Below are 17,818 nucleotides of genomic sequence, written 5' to 3'. Positions count from 1 at the left end.
TTTGTTTTTCAATCTGGGCTCTACTATATGACTAATAACCAAAGAATTGAGCCCATTGGCACCACACATCTTGCAGACCTTGTCTGTCTCCGCGAACAAAACGCACTTCTTGTCCCGGTTTGGCTTGCGCTAATCGTGGTAAGTCAATTCTCGCCACACAGCCAAATTTAGGGTAACCACCGATGGTCTGGTGATCGTTCAATAATATGATGGGATTCCCGTCGTTAGGAACCTGAATAGAACCAAGCGCAATACCTTCAGAAAGCACCCCTTCATAAGGCGGTTGTATCGCTTCGCCTTCAAGACGATAGCCCATGCGGTTTGAATTGGGGGAGATGGTAAAGCCAGTTGAATAAAAGTCATCAATCGATTGTTGAGCAAAATCTTCGTATTGATAGCCTTCGATAACCCTAAGCGTTAAGGGTAAGTTGTAATCAGGTTTGAATCGGAACGTCATCTGCCTCGATTTTGATGAGGGAAGTGTATGCGGTTCAAATCCAATCATATCTCCGGCTTTCAGCGGTTCGCCGTTTTGCGTCAGACCGCCCAACGACTCTCGTACGGCGGTGGATGTACTCCCTAAGTGTGCTTGTACATCAAAGCCACCTTTAGCTGCTAAGTAAGCACGAAGGCCATTCTTCGCGATACCAAACTTAAGTGTTTGGCCTTTACGTAGACAAAAGTCAGACCAGTTGGCAATGGGCTCCCCATTAACCGTTGCGTTAAGGTCACCACCACAAATCGCCATATGACAATCGGTCAGGGCTTTAAAGCTCGCATTGCCCAATGTAATTTCGATCACAGAGCAGTTAACGGAATTACCTAGAAGATGGTTAGACCAACTGTAAGCGTAATCATCGACTGGTCCACTTTGAGTGATACCGATGTGTGCTAACCCGAAGCGACCGAAATCTTGAATCAAAGAGAGCGGGCCTGGCTTTTCTACCAATAAACCTACGAAGCTCATAAAACGCCTCCTAAATTCACAAATTCCTGCTTGGATATCGAACCAAACGTGACCTTGTCACCCACCTCGAATGGAATGAAGGGAGGGGTATCAGTAAATAGAGAGATTGGCGTGCGGCCTATGATATTCCACCCTCCAGGGCTGTCTGCTGGATAGACTGCGGTTTTACTGTCAGCAATGGCAACACTGCCCGCAGGAACATGGGTTCGAGGTGTTTGATGCCTTGGCATTTGCAGCTCTTGAGTAACATCAGAGAGAAAAGCAAACCCAGGGGCAAACCCAATCGCCGAAACGGTATAAACCGGCTTAGTATGTAACTCAATGAGTTGATTCATCGATAATCCGTTTTGTTCGAAGCGCGCAAAATCCAGAGCGGTTTCTTGCGAATAATAAACGGGGATAGAAATATAGTTCGGTTGCTTGTTGGCCATTGACTGGACATCAAACCGGCTGACGATTTGATTGAGCTCTTGCAGAATCGTGGATTCTTGAATTCTAAAGGGCAAGTAATCGATCAATATGGTTCGATAAGAAGGAACCACGTTCATAACAATAAGTTTGAGCTTATCGACAATCTGATGCGCTAATTCACCAATATGTTCGACAGTAATGGTGTCGTCGAATCGAATTAAAATGCTGCATTCAGAAATGGGAGAGATAGAAAACTGCCCTTGATTCATTAATTTCCTCCGGTGTAGAGACTTTGACGAATCTTTTGAACGAGAGCGATGGATTCGTCGTTATCCCCATGGACACAAATTGTGTCGGCTTCTAGAAGAATGTACTGACCAGAAGCGGTTTTTACACGACCAGACTCTGCCAGCATTCTTACTTGTTCTAAAATGGCATGTTCACTGTTTAATACTGCATTAGGCTGCGTTCTTGGTGTGAGCATTCCATCATCTTGATAGAGACGATCGGCAAAGGCTTCAAACAGCAATGGCACATCGAAATCGTCAGCAATTTCGAGATACTTTTCGTTTTCTTGGGAGGCTAAAATCATCAACGGCACTTTAAACAGCGCCACAGCTTTGACGACAGCAAGAAAAACGCCATCACTTTGCATCATATCGTTGTACAGCGCACCATGGGGTTTGATATAGCCAATGTCTGTGTATTGCGCTTTGCACAAAGCTTGCAGAGCTCCGACTTGGTAAATCACCATATTAGTGATTTCGTCGTTGGTCATTTTTATGCTGCGACGCCCAAAACCTTGTAGGTCCGGGTAGCCTGGGTGAGCGCCGATTTCTACATCGTGTTGGTTGGCGAGGGTAATCGTATCGTGCATGACATTTGGGTCAGAAGCATGAAAACCACAAGCGATGTTTGCCATATCGACAAAAGGCATCACGCGCTCATCTGCGCCCATTTTCCATGCGCCAAAGCTTTCACCCATGTCGCAATTTAGTGTCAGTTGCTGATTATTCAATGTCATACGTTTATAAAGTCCAAAGTATGCTTAAAAATGCAGGAAAATGCGTTTAAGTTCAGTGACTAACTTCATTTTTCGAGCAGAAGGTTATTGATAGAACGATGAAAAGATCATCAGTTCTTTGAAATGATCCGAAGTTTCAAGAAATTCATGACTGATCAGTCTAATATCTGAGAATTTGAGGTTTATTTCATTGCATGTCGTGTTAATCTTATTTCTTCTTTTTGTGTGATAGTTTGCATAGCAATCCTTTTGGTCTTTTGATTGCTTTCTGCGACAGGAATATATATGTCATTACGAGCAAAGCTAATATGGCCGATTCTCGCTTTCATCACGGTCATCTTTGTTACATCTCAAAGTTACACGTCATACATTACTTATCAATCCGCGAAACATGAACTGGTTGATCAAACCAAGGTTCTCATCAACGATGTCTCTCATTCAATTAAAGATGCGCTCGCAACAAAGAACAAGCAACAAGCACAATTGATTTTGGCTGATTTCTTGGAGGAGCCAAACGTATCACGCGTCAAGCTTTACGACAAAGAGAATCAGTTATTTGCGATCTTTACTTTGGATGGTGCGACGCTCCCTTCGCCGACAGTGACAGAGCGTAGTCGTCTGCATGAGGTGGGTTACGCTCTTTCGGCGCACTTTCTTTATGTATTAGAACCTGTCATTCATGACGGCAAGGTTGTCGGTACAATACGGGTCACTATTTCCCAGTTACCTCTGATGGAAGTGAGAGATGCGCTTCTTCAAGATGGGCTGATGTTCTTGGCTATTCTTTTGGTCGGTAGTGTTGTGTTTTACATTGGTGTAGAGCGCCGTGTATTGCGACCAATCATTGAAGTGAATCGTGCGCTTCAGGACGTAGCAAATGGTCATCATCTTAGTGGCCGTATTGAGCATCGCGCAAAAGATGAAGTCGGTGAGTTAGTGTCTTCTTTTAACTTCATGCTCGATCGCCAACAAAGGTTGGAGAAACAACGTAAGCACAGCTTGGAAGTATTAGAGCGCCGTAAAGCCTTCGCTGAAGAAGTCGTGGACTCTATTCAAGATGCACTGATCGTGACTGACAATTTAGGGCGTGTAATACATTGCAATAGGGCGACCCATCGAATTTTTGAAAAGACCTACCATGGTATAGAAACCGCTAACATTTGTGATTTGATTCAGACTAAAACACCAAATGAGCTCAGACAAATTCTGAGTCGTGGCTTAGAGTGCGATGACATCCACCTTGAAAATAGGGAAGGCGAACAGCAGCTGAGCCTAACGAGCCGACTTCTTAGCAAGCACGGCTACCTTTTATTCGTGATTCAAGATATTACTGAAATTGAAGAAGCAATGAATCGTCAGCGTGTTGCGGGGCGTGTGTTTGAGAGCAGCCAAGATGGACTTGTTGTACTGAATCATCAAGGCATCATTACCATGGTGAACCCCGCAGTGACCAAACTTGTTGGTTTGGATTCGGACCAATTAGTTGGTAAGCCATTCATAAAATCTATTCGCTGGCGCAAACTGCAAGCCATGATGCCAAGTATCCTCGAGTCGATCGATAACTATGGCATGTGGCAAGGGGAAGTCATTGAAAAGAATCATCTAGGTCAGCTCATACCCATGTTCGCAAGAGTAAATCGTATCATTAAGAGCGAAGATCAAAATGCGTATGACATGGTGATTATTTTAACCGACCTCTCAAGTGCCAAAGAGATGGAGCGTCTAGAATACTTAGCTCATCACGATGCGTTGACAGGGCTGGCGAATCGTTCCAAGTTCCACCTAGAGCTTGAAGAATTAGTACAAAGATCAGGCTATTTACGTGACGAGTTTGCGGTACTTTATCTCGACTTGGACGGCTTTAAAGGTATCAACGATACTTATGGTCATGATGCGGGCGATGAAGTGCTCAAGATCGTTGCTAAACGTATGACTGGTGCAACGCGGCACAGCGATTTGATCGCACGCTTGTCTGGCGATGAGTTCGTAATGTTGGTTAATCCTGCCAATCAAAAAGTCGTAACACGAATCGCGGAACAGCTGCTTGAGACGATTTGTTCGCCAATTGAATACCGAGGCTCACTACTTAAAGTTGGCGTCAGTATTGGTGTGAAACTGGTTGGCGTAAATGAACGAGATGCGACCAGAATTCTTAAGAGCGCGGATACTGCCATGTATCAAGCGAAGAAAGCTGGTAAAGGCCAAGCAATTTTAATGGGTTGCGAATCCCCAGATACAGTTTAAAAACGGGTTAGAAACCTTTAGACTAGCCCGATTCGCGTCAGAAGGAATGATAAAATGAAAGTACTTGTTACGGGTGGTATGGGCTACATTGGCAGCCACACTTGTATTCAAATGATCGAAGCTGGTATGACACCAGTGATTCTCGATAACCTTTACAACAGCAAACCAACCGTGCTTGAGCGAATTGAAAAAGTTTGCGGCGTAAAACCAGTATTCATTGAAGCTGACATTCGTGATAAAGCCGCGCTTGTCGATGCAATGAAAGCGCACAACATTGAAGCCGTTATCCACTTTGCTGGCCTCAAAGCGGTGGGTGAGTCTGTAGAAAAGCCACTGGAATACTACGACAACAACGTTAACGGTACGCTTGTTCTGGTTGATGCAATGCGCGAAGCAGGCGTTAAATCTATCGTATTTAGCTCTTCTGCAACGGTTTATGGTGATCCAGCTTCTGTGCCAATTATGGAAGATTTTCCAACAAGCGCGACAAACCCATACGGCCGCAGCAAGCTGATGGTAGAAGAGTGTTTGACTGACTTCCAAAAAGCAAACCCTGATTGGAGTATTACACTGCTTCGTTACTTCAACCCAGTTGGCTCCCATCCAACGGGCGAGCTTGGTGAAGATCCACAAGGCATTCCAAATAACTTGATGCCATTCGTTTCTCAAGTTGCAGTGGGCCGTCGTGAATTCCTATCAGTATTTGGTAGTGATTACCCAACAAAAGACGGTACAGGCGTTCGTGACTACATTCATGTAATGGATCTTTCTGATGGTCACGTAGCGGCATTAGACAAAGTAGGTAACAAAGCAGGCCTTCATATTTACAACCTTGGTACAGGCAACGGTTACAGCGTACTAGAAATGGTAAAAGCGTTCGAAGCTGCATCTGGTAAAGAAGTTCCGTTTAAGCTGGTGGATCGTCGCCCTGGTGACATTGCTGAATGTTGGGCTGACCCTTCAAAAGCAGCTAACGAACTTGGTTGGAAAGCGGTTCGTACGCTTGAAGAGATGACAAGTGATACTTGGCGTTGGCAGTCAAATAACCCTCAAGGTTACCCAGACGCCTAAAATCTTAAGCTTTACACGTTATTAACAAAAAGGCGCAGTTCTGCGCCTTTTTTGATCTAAATCGGAAAAATTCGTAAATTACTGGTTAAAAGGTAGCTTCAATAAATAGAAGTGCTAAACTATGTCCGACTCTTAATTTAGGTCGTAAATTTTCTCAAGACTATCGGGGTAGTTCATGGAACTTGGTCTAATCATCACTTTCATCGTAGCAGCAGCAGTTATGGTGAAGAAAGAGATGGCAAAGCAGTAAGTTTTCATTTTTCATTCTTTTCTTAACATTTTTGAAATGAAAACGGAAAAAAAAGCCAGCATTATGCTGGCTTTTTTGTGTTTGTAGTGTGGAAGAAATGTTTTTCTGAGAAAAGCCTGTAAAGTATAAAAAGTACGCTAATACAGCTTTTAAGAGTTTACATAAAATAAAAAACGCCTGACACTCTCAGGCGCTTTTCATTATATCGCTAAAAATCAAATTAGAACTGGTAGTCTACCGATACACCCCAGTTACGGCCAGGCTGGCTGTAAAAATCGGTGTTGTCGGTGTTATCAAGGCTGCGAACGTCTTGGTATGTCCAATATTTCTTGTCAAACGCGTTGAACAACCCTGCTGATAAAGTCAGGTCTTTCATTGGCATATAGTAAGCGGTAATATCCATTACACCATAACCTGATGAGTCAATTTGGTCTTCGTCAGACCAATCATCTTTTTTCGCTGCTAACTTAAGAGAAGCTAAGCCACCGAAGTGATGCTCTACGTTATCGTAACCCAAACCGATTACAGATGATAATGGTGCGACACTATCTAGAGGTTTACCCGTTGATTTATCTTCACCATCTAGGTAGGTAATAGACAATTTAGTGTACATACCTTTAGGAGCATCAAAGCTTTCATCAAGTAGAAGAGTCGAACTGAATTCCACACCCGAAATATCCACTTCATCACGGTTCACAATAGTGAAGCGATCTTTGTTCGGATCGTTACTCGGCAAATCTTCTGCATCGATAAAGTCTTTATACTCAGTGATGAAGCCCGTAAGTTCGAATTGAGCAAAATCATTTTGTCCGCGGAAGCCAATTTCGTAAGACAAACTCTTTTCTGCTTCTAGATTTGGGTTCGGAACGAATTCAGCACCTGCGTCGTACTCGTAGTAAAGCTGCTCGACAGTTGGCGCTTTAAAACCTTGGCTGATTTGAGCGAATGTGCTTAGCTTCTCATTGATGTGATAGACTGCTCCAAGTTTACCCGTCAAAGAATCGTTGCTGTTTTTCTTGCGCTCAGTGTTGAAACCTTCATCTGAAGAAGGGTCAGCTTCAAATGAGTCATAACGAATACCAGCATTAAGAACAAGCTTATCTTCTAGTAAGAACGCGTTGTTTTGAAGGAAAACACCCCATTCAGTTACATCTGCATCTGGAATCGTCGTTGCACCAGGGCGGCTGGTACCGTTGTCATGGAAAATATCGACGTTTGTTAGGCTAAAATCTGTTTTAACGAAGTTTAAACCGTAAGTAAGCTCATGAATGGAATTGTCCATGGTAATTACTTTATCGAACTGTGCATCAAACTGGATCGACTTATCTTCAGCTTGACGAAGGCGAGTACGATCACCGTTATAGCCAATATAACCCATATGATCCGTAACGTTTGAGAAGTTAGAGTTTTCGCTTTCTGTAACCTGATAGTTCAGGTCTAGCTTCATTTCATCGAAGGCTGGGTTAGCTTCCGTCAACTCGTAGTTAATGCCATAACGCGTACGTGTCGTCTCATCACTGCTTTTTGCATCAGCATAAGTGACACCAGGCATAGGGCCAAAGTTCAGAGTGTAGTTTCCTCTGCGATTGTTCTCGTCGTACTGGTAATTGTAACGTTCAAAAACGACGCCAATTTTGTTTGTATCATTTAGTGTGTAGTAGGCTTTAGCAAGAATGTTGTTTAAATCTTTGTCTGCTGGGTTTTCTAAACCACGGTCACCGCCATCAATATCGCTTCCATCACCGTAAGTTTGCAATTCACTACCTGTTGCGTAAGTACCCATGAATAGTGTTTCAAGGTTCCCTTGGCGCATTGCCCAAGTTACTGTGTTCTTGAATTGCTCATCAGCAGAGAAGTAGCTTGATTTAATACCAAAGCGGTTTTCATCACCATCTGTTTTCAAAACATCTGAGGGATCTTTTGTTTTTAGAACCACGACGCCACCCATTGCATCTGAACCGTAAAGGGTTGACGATGGACCTTTGTTAATCTCGATACTTGTCAGTGTGTCAAGTTCAATCGCGTTTGGATAAATAGCTTGAACCGCACCGCCTCCTGGATTGAATGGCGTGGTTTGCTGAACGCCATCAATAACAATTTTGACTCGGTCGCCTTCCATTCCTCGAATGTTAAAGCCAGAGATACCAAAACGACCTGAAGTAGTAGCTTCAACGCCCGGAGTATACTGAACTGCATCATACAGATCTTTAGAAAGAGAGCGCTCGATATCTTTAGAAGATACCGATTCCACAGAAGCTGATACGTCATTAATGTTTTGCTCGGTACGAGTCGCGGATACAACCACTTCATTAAATGTTGAACTATCTTCAGCGTAAGCGCCTTGGGAGAGGGCGATAAGAATAGAGGCTGACAAAATTGATTTTTTATACATTGGCTTCAATACCTTAAATCCATAAGAGGCAATAACAACGTGCGGTATCTTATTAGATCTAAATGGTAATTACTATCATTCCAATTATTGTTTAATGTTAATTCTATAAGTCAAAATTTGTACTATAGGAAAGGTAGTCTTTAAATATCAATCTATTATATTGGTTGAAGCTACATTTTTAATTTTTTCTCAAACACCACTAATGTGATAGCTATCACATAAATAGGAGTTTCTGTGCAGAGCCCAATCACTTTAGAAGCACTTCATATTCTTGATGCTATTGATAGAAGAGGAAGTTTTGCTGCTGCCGCGAACGAGTTAGATCGCGCGCCTTCGTCACTCAGTTATCAAATACAAAAGCTTGAACAAGACCTTGATATCAACATTTTTGACCGTTCAGGCCACAAAGCACATTTCACTGAAGCGGGAAAATTGATACTTGAACGTGGCAGGGCGATTCTACAAGCAAGCGAAAAGCTCGTTAATGACGCCACCTTGCTCGCTAATGGGTGGGAGCTCGATATTACGGTCGCGTTTGATGGCATTATTCCGATTTCAAACTTTTTCCCAATGGTCGACGCGCTAGCCAACGTAAGTAGTACACGGGTAAGACTGCAAGAAGAGATTCTCGCGGGGGGATGGGAGTCACTCAATACAGGCCGTGCAGATCTGCTCGTTTGTCCTCCGCTAGACACTTTACCTCAAGACGTAAAGGCCGAAAACATAGGTAAAATGAGCATGGTATGGGTGGCTGCATCCGATCACTATGTACATAAACGGAGTGGTGACTTCGATGATGCTGCGAGGGCGAAATACCGAGTGATTGCGATCGCGGATACGGCAAGAGAGCAGCCAGCAATGTCGATTAATGTTATGCAGAAACAGCCAAGGCTCACCGTCACCAACTTTCCCGCGAAAGTGGAAGCACTGACTTCCGGATTGGGGATCGGCACTCTCCCAAGCCAAATTGCTCAGCCTTTGATTGAAAGTGGCGCCTTAAAGCGAATCGAAGGTACGGAAGATCAGCCGGTTGACATTATTCTTGCGTGGCGCAGAAACGCGATGGGTGAAGCGAAATCATGGTGCGTTCAATACTTAAAGAAGAATTGGAAATTAAAGTGATGCTGTAACTTCATTTTAGTTTTGCAAGGCAAACAGTAAGTTCGCTCAACAAAGGGACGCGATTGAACGTCCCTTTATTTATTTTTAACGAGTTATGCCGATCTTTCTCTTGATAGGACTCAATTAGTTGAGAGGAAGAATCATATCGGCAGTACCATCAGCGAACTGTACATCCAATTCAAAACCCAAACTTTGCGCGAGTGACAACATGCCTCGGTTGGTTGGCATTGTCATACCAGACATCTGCTTTGTGCCTTTCGCTTGGCAGTAAGTAATGATCTTTTGCATCAACACTTTGCCTAAACCTTTTCCTTTTAAATCTGAACGCACCAAAATGGCAAACTCTGCGTCGCTGTTGTCCGGAGTTATCAGAGCGCGCGCTACACCGATGATAGAAGGGCCGTTCTCATCAAATGCTACTGCAACAAACGCCATTTCTCGGTCGTAATCGATTTGAGTGAGATTCGCGAGCGCTTCATGGTTGAATTCGCCCACGTCAGAAAAGAATCGGTTGTACAGATCTTCTTTAGAGACACTATTAATGAACTCTGCGTGGATTGGCTCGTCTTCCGGCAAAATAGGACGAAGCAGAATAGGTTGGCCATCTCTCAATGTGACGGTTTCAACAAACTCGGCAGGGAAAGGACGAATCGCTAACCGTTCTTGCGCATCGCCTTTGTATTGCTTCAATGTTACGTCGGCATCAATAATGGTTAAGTCACTACCAGACACAAGTACTGGATGTATATCCAGTCTCTCTATTTCTGGCAACTCAACTGCCATTTGAGAGATACGAACTAAGAACTTAGACAGTTCGGTAATGTCTAGCGCATCTTTATGTTTCTGTAATCGAACCTTACCTGATTTCAGTGCAATGACGATTAAGTAGCGTGCCAGGTTCATATTGAGCGGAGGCAGGGCAGCAACCGCATCTTGCGTGATATTCCAATCTGAACCACCTTGCCCAAGTAAGATCACTGGCCCGAACACCTTGTCCACCGCGATACTGACGCGCAACTCTTCGGCGCTACCAAGCTTCGCCATCCCTTGCACCAAAAGGCCTTGAAGATTCGCGGCAGGGTAACTGAGCTTCGCAGTGTCTAAGATCGCTTGTGCGGCACTCGAGACTTCTTGGCTGTTACGTAGGTTAAGCGCGACACCGTGTACATCCGATTTATGAGGAATGTCAGGAGAGCGAAGTTTTACTGCTACCGGATAGCCGATGTTCTCTGCCATATGTACGGCTTCTGTGACTTCCGAAGCGATCCAAGTAGGGAGAATATGAAAACCAAACTGCTCAAATAGTGGACTGGATTGGTGGGTGTCTAGTGTTACTGTGTTTTTATCCAGTAATTGTTCGCGAGCCCACTCACGCGCAGAATTCACACTACCAGAGTGTAGCGGTTCCGCCGTCGTTGGTGTTTCCATCAGTTGTTTTTGGTTACGCCTGTACTCGACTAAGTGCATGTAAGCGACAACTGCACTTTCTGGCGTTCGATAAGTAGGTATGCCAGCTTGAGTGAACGCAAGACGAGCTTCCCGAGAGGTTTGTTCGCCAGACCAATTAGTCAGAATATTAAAGTGTTTGTGTCTCGGATGGGCTTGAATCGCTTCAATTACCGCGTGGGCGGTTTCCAAAGAGTCAGACACAGCTGAAGGGCTGTGCATGATCAAAATCGCATCGGTACAGTCATTATTCATGAGCGTGTTTAACGTATCGACATAACGCTTTTTCGTCGCATCGCCCGCAAGATCGATAGGGTTCACACCACGCCAATTGGTTGGTAATACCTTGCTTAACTGATCGGCAGATACCTCATCAAGTGAAGCAAGCTTACCGCCGCGTTCTAGCAACGTATCTACTGCCATAACAGCAGGTCCGCCACCGTTAGTAATGATCGCAAGACGTTCACCACGAAGTGGAACAGAGTGGGTCAGAGTTTCTACAGCGGCAAACAATTCGTGGGTGTTACCTACGCGTAGCATACCGGTTCTACGAATCGCCGAGTCATAAATCACATCCAACGAATCAACGTCTTGATCACCCAGAGTTCTAGCCTGAGTCGATTTACCGGCTTTCAAAACCAAAATGCGTCGGTTACGTGAGGCTGCACGAGCCGCAGACATGAAGCGGCGCGCATCTTTAATCGTATCCACGTAAAGAAGAATGGCCTCTGTTTTTGCATCCATACTTAAGTAATCGAGCAATTCAGCAAAATCGACATCTTGTCCTTGGCCAATAGAAATAAAAGAGGAGAAACCGATATTCTTGTCATTCGCCCAATCTAATACCGTTGTGCAAACGGCTGCGGATTGAGAGATAAAGGCAATCTTGCCCGGCAACGCAGCAACAGGAGAAAACGAGCAATTGAAGTTATGCCAAGGGAGAATAACGCCAAGACTGTTTGGCCCAATGACTCGGATGTTTAAGTCAGCAACATCGATGTTTTCGGCATCGTCAGAAATAACAATCGCGAATTCTGTCCCTCGCTCATCCAGTTCTTTCAGTAACTTTTTATTGCGTGCCACATTCGTACAGAGGATGGCGATATCAGGGGTGTAGGGCAGGGAAGCAATGTTTGGATAAGCAATAACACCGGACACCGATTTGTATTTTGGTGTCACAGGCATGATCGCGCCGCCAAAACCACTTTGAAGCAAATTACGCATTACAATTTGGCCTGCGCGCAGCGCTTTTTGAGATGCGCCAATCACAGCAACAGAATTCGGTTTGAAGAGTTTTTGTAGCTTATTCATTGTGACTCCTTTGCCATCGACGACGAGAACGGTCGGTCATTCCTCATACAATCATAAACGAATAAGCTTCTCTTTAAATATGAACAAGCCAGACATTGGTGCAAAACTAAACCAAGTGTACAGAGTTTGTGTCGCTCATCACACCAAAATCACAGTTTATTGTGTTTGGTGCTTGATAAAATAGCCTGCTATCGGCATGATTTATCGTAATATTTATCCAGAGCGTTTGTTACTTCATGAAAAAAATCGCAATCATCGGCTTGTCAGTACTGCTTTCTGCTTGTGCATCGGAATCTTACATCACTGACGTAACGTCAGAAAGCTACCGAGAAGACTACCAATCTCAGTCTATTTCAAAGCCAATTATGTCGTCTGAGAACGCAGTGGTAGAGAAAGACGTAGAACCAACAGTCGTAAAAATGACTGCGAAGCCTGAAGAGAAAAAGGTCGTTAAGTTAACACCTAAAGATCAGGCGAAACCAGTTAAGATCATTCCGCCTAGCAAGAAGCAAGCGGGCATCCAACGCTTTGGTTACACCATCCAAGTTGTTGCCGTAGGCAGCCAAGCAAAAGTCGATCAGTTTGCGCGTCAGCTACCACAAAACAGCCAGCCAATTTGGGAAAACTACAAAGTGGTAAATGGAACTAAGTGGTTCTCAGTACTTTACGGTGACTACGCAACAAGTGCAGAAGCCAAGCAAGCAATCTCGACATTGCCAACGCACTTCCAACAGCTTAAGCCATTTGTGAAAAGCATTGATGCCATTAAGAACTCGGCTTATCCAACGCTTAACAAGCTAAATTAATAGAACAAGAGAAGGGAGCGTTTTGCTCCCTTTTTTCTTTGGTCAAATCCTATTCGAACAGCATTCCTCACAGTAAAATTACTGTACGTTACTACTCAAAGGTTTATCATACTGAATAGTATCTTTTGGAGATCACGGAAAGATTGATTCATGATTAAAAATATTCTTTTACTATGCGGTGGCGGCTCTTCAGAGCACGAGATTTCACTACTTTCTGCAAACTTTGTAGAGCAACAGCTGAATCTGATTGAAAACGTGAGCGTTACACGCGTAGAAATCAAAAATGAAGGTTGGGTAACAAACCAAGGTGAATTGGTTTACTTAGACCTTAACCAGAAAAAGCTGTGTTCAGACAACCTAAGCCTAGACGTTGATTTCATTGTCCCTTGTATTCATGGTTTCCCTGGCGAAACCGGTGACATTCAATCTATGTTTGAAATCGCTGGCATTCCTTACCTAGGCTGTGGCCCTGAAGCAAGCAGCAACAGCTTCAACAAAATCACATCTAAGCTTTGGTACGATGCGATTGGCATTCCGAACACTCCATACTTATTCTTAACACGTAACGATGAGCAAGCTCATGAACAAGCGTTACAAGCGTTTGATAAATGGGGAAAAGTGTTTGTCAAAGCTGCACGTCAAGGTTCTTCTGTGGGGTGTTACAGTGTCACTGAAAAGCAATCTGTTTCCCAAGCTGTGAACGATGCATTTGGTTACTCAGAGCAAGTCTTGGTAGAAAAGTCAGTCAAACCTCGTGAACTGGAAGTTGCTGCTTATGAGATGAACGGCGAGTTACACATTACTAAGCCTGGTGAAGTGATTGCGCCTGATGGTGCCTTCTATTCTTACGATGAGAAGTACAGCACGTCTAGCCATTCACTGACTGAAGTAGAAGCGAAAAACCTGACAGAAGAGCAGGTGGAAGCGATTCGAGTTGCTTCGGAAACCGTCTTTAAGCAAATGAATTTACGTCACTTATCGCGCATCGACTTCTTCCTAACAGAAGATGGTGAGATTTACCTTAACGAAGTAAACACCTTCCCAGGAATGACGCCAATCTCGATGTTCCCGAAAATGCTACAAAACAACGGTCACAAGTTCCATGAGTTCTTAGCAGATTGTATTAATACTGCAATCTAACTAACGTTACCGTCGTTCATTTTGTGGTAAACCTAAGCATAACTGAGTAATGACACAGTGCTAAACTTTGACTATTACTCGGTTGCATTTATGATTGTATCAAAGCATTAAATAGATGGCTCAGTGGTATGGCAATTTCAAATTATAGAGGTTTTAACCTGCAATCAGGCGGACCTGACGGTGCCGTTTGGAAGGTCAAAATCAAGAACCACGTTCTACAAGGCAGTTTAACGGCGGTAAAAAAGAGCATAGATTGGTGGTGTGACACGGCATCTATCATCGACCCTAAAGAGTTTGCGACTCTTGGTCAGAGAGCACAAAGCACCAGCAGTCCACAATCTGAAGTATTTAACGGCTACACGATAAAGAACGATACAGGTGAGGCAAATGCTTGGTACTGTATGTTCAACGGCAAGTTGATAAAAGGTGCCAAACCTGCCATTCAACGCCATATCGAAGCGTATTTGGTTGCAAAACAAAAAGCGCTACAAGCACAACAACAAAAGAAATAAGAATATGACACTCGTATATTCAACAGAGACTGGTCGCATCAAACCAGAAGAAGAAAAAGTCGAACGTCCTAAAGGCGACGGCATTGTTCGTATTCAACGACAAACTAAAGGCCGTAAAGGCAAAGGTGTTTGCATCGTGACAGGTTTGGACTTGGATGACGCGCCACTGAAATTACTAGCAGCTGAACTTAAGAAAGTTTGCGGCTGTGGTGGTTCTGTAAAAGATGGCAACATCGAAATCCAAGGTGATGCTCGTGACAAGATCAAAGCACATCTTGAAAAGAAAGGCATGACAGTAAAATTAGCCGGTGGTTAATTCAAACTGAGCAAAAGATTTTAAAGAGCGTCGACTATGACGCTCTTTTTGTATCTGCAGTTTGGACAAGCTTGCAGAACTTAATCCAGATAAACACCTGCAAAGCACAACAGCTATTGAAAGAAACCCAGCTAATAGCAGAGCGAGCAATCGTAGATTGATAGATCCATATTAGCTATTTTATGGTAAATAACGGTTATGTTTAATGACACTATCAAAAAGCGCCGTATTTTAAAATCTGAGAGGGATAGGAGACCAATCCAGAAAAGATTTGGCGTACGTTGATATATCATTTAACATAATATACATAATGCGCACTGAATTGAGGATTCCACTGGGCTTGAAAACGCTACGGCAAATCCTGCACAAGCCATTGAAATACTTGGTAATCCAAGCCCGTTAAACTTTTTTGCAATGTTCGCCCAAGCTTGTTGAGCTTCGAACGTTTTCGCTTTATCAGCTGCTAGATAAACAAGGACAGATTCTGTATCTGCTCCAATCTCTTTTGCCAGAAAAAGTGCTTCATTTTCCGAGAGATACCTTTGCCCGTTTCTTATCGCACTAATCTTTTGACGACTTAAACCTAAATCATGGGCAACTTGCTTATCTTGGATATAGTTCTTCGCCTTTTTGTAGGCATCTAACAGTTCATTTGTGTACATAGGAATCCTCCAGTCCTGATTATTGTATACCCACAGTCCACAAAAAGCGGGCTTTACAGTCCTGATTTTTGTGTCTTATAGTCCACACAAATCAGGACTCATGTACTTCAGTCCTTAATTTTAGACCACCTTGGTTTGGGCGTTTGCCCTTGACGCTTTCGTCTGGCCTTGGTGGTCACTCTCAACTAGTCAAGGTGGTTTCTATGTCAAAATTCTCTAGCTTAATCGAGGTTAATCCTCATAACCCTTCAATACGTTCTATAGATTTCGGAAATCTTCGTCTTACTCATTTTGGTAATCAAAACGCCTATAGAATCCGAATTTCATTTTGTGATATCGGTGTTCACTACTCACAAGAAACGTATGTGTTACCGAGTCAACTTGAGCATGTTGTTGAAATTGACCAACACGGTGAAGCTTGGGTAGTCCTTCGAGATGTAGACAACCATCAAATTTTTCTATCTGTAGCCTGTCAGCATGCCTATGCATCAATCTGTGAACTTTTCTCAATGCCTGTCAGTGATGCGGTTATTCGCGCCTTTGAGATTGAGGAGCAACTTGCAGTAAAGCGTGACGCCGTAACTGAGTCTAACTCAGAGGCATAACCCATGAACGAAGCCCAAACCATCTATTACGACTTGCTTCCTGACTACACGGTTTCTGTGTTGGTCAAAGGCTGCGAAGAATGGGATTTGCTTAAGTCTATGTCTCATCTCGAATCGTGGGCTTCGTCTGAATTTGTCTCTTACAAGTTGGTATCTATCACCAACACCACTTACCAAGAACGCGTTGATTTAGGGGTCTTCGATGACTACTGCAACTAACATCCTTAAGAAATTCGATGAGCAGTCTGTTCATATTGACTACCTATGTTTTACATTCGCAGTCAAAGACTTACGCCATTGTCACAACGCGATTCAACGTCTGCACAAGCATGAGGAATACAAAGGTTTAGCACCTAAATCTCTGTTACAGCGTCACTGCAAGGCGCCCAAGTTCCCTGCTCCACCTCAGTTTAATGCGACCATCGCGGGCACTGCCGAAGAGATTGAAGCGTACAACAGCGCCTTTGATATCTGTTACCGCAATTATCTAGAAGATTGCTTGCGCATTTTCACTAATCAAGTGCTTGGATTGTCTCTTTCTGCACCTCGTGGCCTTGGCTTTCAGTTCTATTCTGAGTCTATGAAGTTGACCTCACCAGATGGCGAAGACTTCTGTGGTTTCGTGGGTATCGGTGGCAACAATGACACGGTGCATTTCCAAATTAATGGCACTGGTTGTAAGCATGTGTTTGCTCGTCGTGCGCCTTGGTCGCTGCATGATTGGCTAACAAACGTTCTTGGTGTTCAAACACTCGCGCGTGTCGATCTCGCTTACGATGATTACGACGGTATCTTTGATTGTGAATACGCGCGCAAAGCTTGGAATGATGATGCTTTCCGTACTGCTGAGCGTGGCCGTAATCCGGTTCTACATGAAGATATGACGATTGCCAGCATCAAAGACGGCAAGCCTGTCTACACCAAAGAGCAATACTCTGTCGGCTCTCGTACTTCTCGCATCTACTGGCGTATCTACAACAAGGCTCTTGAGCAGAAACTCGCGAACACGGGTTTGGTTTGGTACCGCTCAGAAGTTGAACTTAAAAAATGGAACATCGATGTGCTGTTGAATCCTGCTGGCGCGTTCGCGGCCATCAACGACTTCGCAGCGTCGATTTCTACTGCAAAACAATTCAATACAAAACCTGTCCCGACTAAACGTGCGGCGCTCGACCTGTTGGCTTCGGCTCACTGGATGCGTCGCCAGTACGGGAAAATCCTGAACTCTTTAATCGAATTCCATGAGGGCGACATTGAAACCGTTGTCGGCTCGCTCGTCCGTGATGGAACCAAATTCACCTTCCCCGATACCTACGGCAAGTTGGTGACTCACATATTGGAGACCTAACAAATGGCTAAATCTGTTTTTGTCCTAGGCATGGACATCACTTGGAACTCGGCACGTGGTGACAGTGCTCAACTGAACATCTCACGTCCACTACGTGAAATTAACTCGGAGAAATTTAAGCGTCGCACCATCGGCGAATCTGGTGACGTAAACCCACAATGGGATCAACCGTTGATGATTGATCATGAATA

Annotated in this window: 17 protein-coding genes; 11 read left to right on the top strand and 6 right to left on the bottom strand. The window is 44.0% G+C overall.

Annotation, left to right across the window (positions count from 1 at the left end; all coding sequences use genetic code 11):
* Window positions 1-31: 31 nt before the first annotated feature.
* The 3 genes from KIO97_RS20510 to KIO97_RS20500 are packed head-to-tail and all read right to left on the bottom strand — an operon-like array spanning window position 32 to window position 2,402.
* Window positions 32-967: a biotin-dependent carboxyltransferase family protein gene (locus KIO97_RS20510; protein ID WP_285383814.1), complete on the bottom strand. Its 936-nt coding sequence runs from the start codon at window positions 965-967 to the stop codon at window positions 32-34.
* Window positions 964-1,647, bottom strand: a complete 684-nt coding sequence (locus KIO97_RS20505) for an allophanate hydrolase subunit 1 (protein ID WP_005427205.1) — start codon at window positions 1,645-1,647, stop codon at window positions 964-966. The genes KIO97_RS20510 and KIO97_RS20505 overlap by 4 nt, the downstream gene beginning before the upstream one ends.
* The gene (locus KIO97_RS20500) at window positions 1,647-2,402 is read right to left on the bottom strand and encodes a 5-oxoprolinase subunit PxpA (protein WP_005427206.1); all 756 of its coding nucleotides are present in this window, start codon (window positions 2,400-2,402) and stop codon (window positions 1,647-1,649) included. Before KIO97_RS20500 ends, KIO97_RS20505 begins: the two co-directional genes overlap by 1 nt.
* 285 nt (window positions 2,403-2,687) lie before the next feature.
* On the opposite strand from KIO97_RS20500, the gene KIO97_RS20495 reads away from it, so the two are divergent.
* Both KIO97_RS20495 and galE read left to right on the top strand, forming a co-directional pair.
* A complete protein-coding gene (locus KIO97_RS20495) occupies window positions 2,688-4,646 on the top strand; it encodes a diguanylate cyclase domain-containing protein (RefSeq protein WP_285383813.1) in 1,959 nt (652 codons plus the stop codon).
* Window positions 4,647-4,700: 54 nt separating this feature from the next.
* Complete coding sequence (galE, locus tag KIO97_RS20490; protein ID WP_005531327.1) at window positions 4,701-5,717, top strand: UDP-glucose 4-epimerase GalE; 1,017 nt, start codon at window positions 4,701-4,703, stop codon at window positions 5,715-5,717.
* A gap of 470 nt (window positions 5,718-6,187) precedes the next feature.
* Here the strand turns inward: galE and KIO97_RS20485 are convergent, their stop codons facing one another.
* On the bottom strand, window positions 6,188-8,359 hold the full coding sequence (locus KIO97_RS20485) for a TonB-dependent hemoglobin/transferrin/lactoferrin family receptor (protein ID WP_285383812.1): 2,172 nt from the start codon (window positions 8,357-8,359) through the stop codon (window positions 6,188-6,190).
* Between the two features lie 234 nt (window positions 8,360-8,593).
* Between KIO97_RS20485 and KIO97_RS20480 the strand changes: the two genes are divergently transcribed.
* A complete protein-coding gene (locus tag KIO97_RS20480; protein WP_045395868.1) occupies window positions 8,594-9,481 on the top strand; it encodes a LysR family transcriptional regulator in 888 nt (295 codons plus the stop codon).
* Between the two features lie 123 nt (window positions 9,482-9,604).
* Here KIO97_RS20480 and KIO97_RS20475 read toward each other — a convergent pair whose 3' ends face one another.
* On the bottom strand, window positions 9,605-12,238 hold the full coding sequence (locus KIO97_RS20475; protein ID WP_285383811.1) for a bifunctional acetate--CoA ligase family protein/GNAT family N-acetyltransferase: 2,634 nt from the start codon (window positions 12,236-12,238) through the stop codon (window positions 9,605-9,607).
* A gap of 236 nt (window positions 12,239-12,474) precedes the next feature.
* Between KIO97_RS20475 and KIO97_RS20470 the strand changes: the two genes are divergently transcribed.
* The 4 genes from KIO97_RS20470 (at window position 12,475) to yciH (ending at window position 15,012) form a co-directional block, all read left to right on the top strand.
* The gene (locus KIO97_RS20470) at window positions 12,475-13,044 is read left to right on the top strand and encodes an SPOR domain-containing protein (protein ID WP_005427030.1); all 570 of its coding nucleotides are present in this window, start codon (window positions 12,475-12,477) and stop codon (window positions 13,042-13,044) included.
* 150 nt (window positions 13,045-13,194) lie between these two features.
* Window positions 13,195-14,184 carry a D-alanine--D-alanine ligase gene (locus KIO97_RS20465; protein ID WP_045395873.1) on the top strand — a complete coding sequence of 330 codons (990 nt, stop codon included), beginning with the start codon at window positions 13,195-13,197 and terminating at the stop codon, window positions 14,182-14,184.
* 128 nt (window positions 14,185-14,312) lie between these two features.
* Window positions 14,313-14,696 carry a DUF3319 domain-containing protein gene (locus tag KIO97_RS20460; RefSeq protein WP_005427077.1) on the top strand — a complete coding sequence of 128 codons (384 nt, stop codon included), beginning with the start codon at window positions 14,313-14,315 and terminating at the stop codon, window positions 14,694-14,696.
* Window positions 14,697-14,700: 4 nt separating this feature from the next.
* Window positions 14,701-15,012 carry a stress response translation initiation inhibitor YciH gene (yciH, locus tag KIO97_RS20455; protein ID WP_005531338.1) on the top strand — a complete coding sequence of 104 codons (312 nt, stop codon included), beginning with the start codon at window positions 14,701-14,703 and terminating at the stop codon, window positions 15,010-15,012.
* A gap of 293 nt (window positions 15,013-15,305) precedes the next feature.
* Here yciH and KIO97_RS20450 read toward each other — a convergent pair whose 3' ends face one another.
* Window positions 15,306-15,674, bottom strand: a complete 369-nt coding sequence (locus tag KIO97_RS20450) for a DUF3693 domain-containing protein (RefSeq protein ID WP_012129368.1) — start codon at window positions 15,672-15,674, stop codon at window positions 15,306-15,308.
* A 203-nt stretch (window positions 15,675-15,877) separates the two neighbouring features.
* On the opposite strand from KIO97_RS20450, the gene KIO97_RS20445 reads away from it, so the two are divergent.
* From KIO97_RS20445 to KIO97_RS20430, 4 genes are all read left to right on the top strand, one after another.
* On the top strand, window positions 15,878-16,279 hold the full coding sequence (locus KIO97_RS20445; RefSeq protein WP_051116825.1) for a hypothetical protein: 402 nt from the start codon (window positions 15,878-15,880) through the stop codon (window positions 16,277-16,279).
* A gap of 3 nt (window positions 16,280-16,282) precedes the next feature.
* A complete protein-coding gene (locus KIO97_RS20440) occupies window positions 16,283-16,498 on the top strand; it encodes a hypothetical protein (RefSeq protein ID WP_285383810.1) in 216 nt (71 codons plus the stop codon).
* Window positions 16,482-17,627 (top strand): replication initiation factor domain-containing protein, encoded by a 1,146-nt coding sequence (locus KIO97_RS20435; RefSeq protein ID WP_233969097.1) that lies wholly within the window; start codon window positions 16,482-16,484, stop codon window positions 17,625-17,627. The genes KIO97_RS20440 and KIO97_RS20435 overlap by 17 nt, the downstream gene beginning before the upstream one ends.
* Before the next feature lie 3 nt (window positions 17,628-17,630).
* A partial coding sequence (locus tag KIO97_RS20430; RefSeq protein ID WP_285383809.1) for a DUF1293 family protein occupies window positions 17,631-17,818 on the top strand: 188 nt, incomplete at its 3' end.

It is taken from the genome of Vibrio sp. B181a (assembly GCF_030248375.1).
GTDB lineage: Bacteria > Pseudomonadota > Gammaproteobacteria > Enterobacterales > Vibrionaceae > Vibrio > Vibrio campbellii.
The sequence above is the reverse complement of the archived record's forward strand: the minus strand, read 5'-3'. Positions and strand labels throughout refer to the sequence as shown.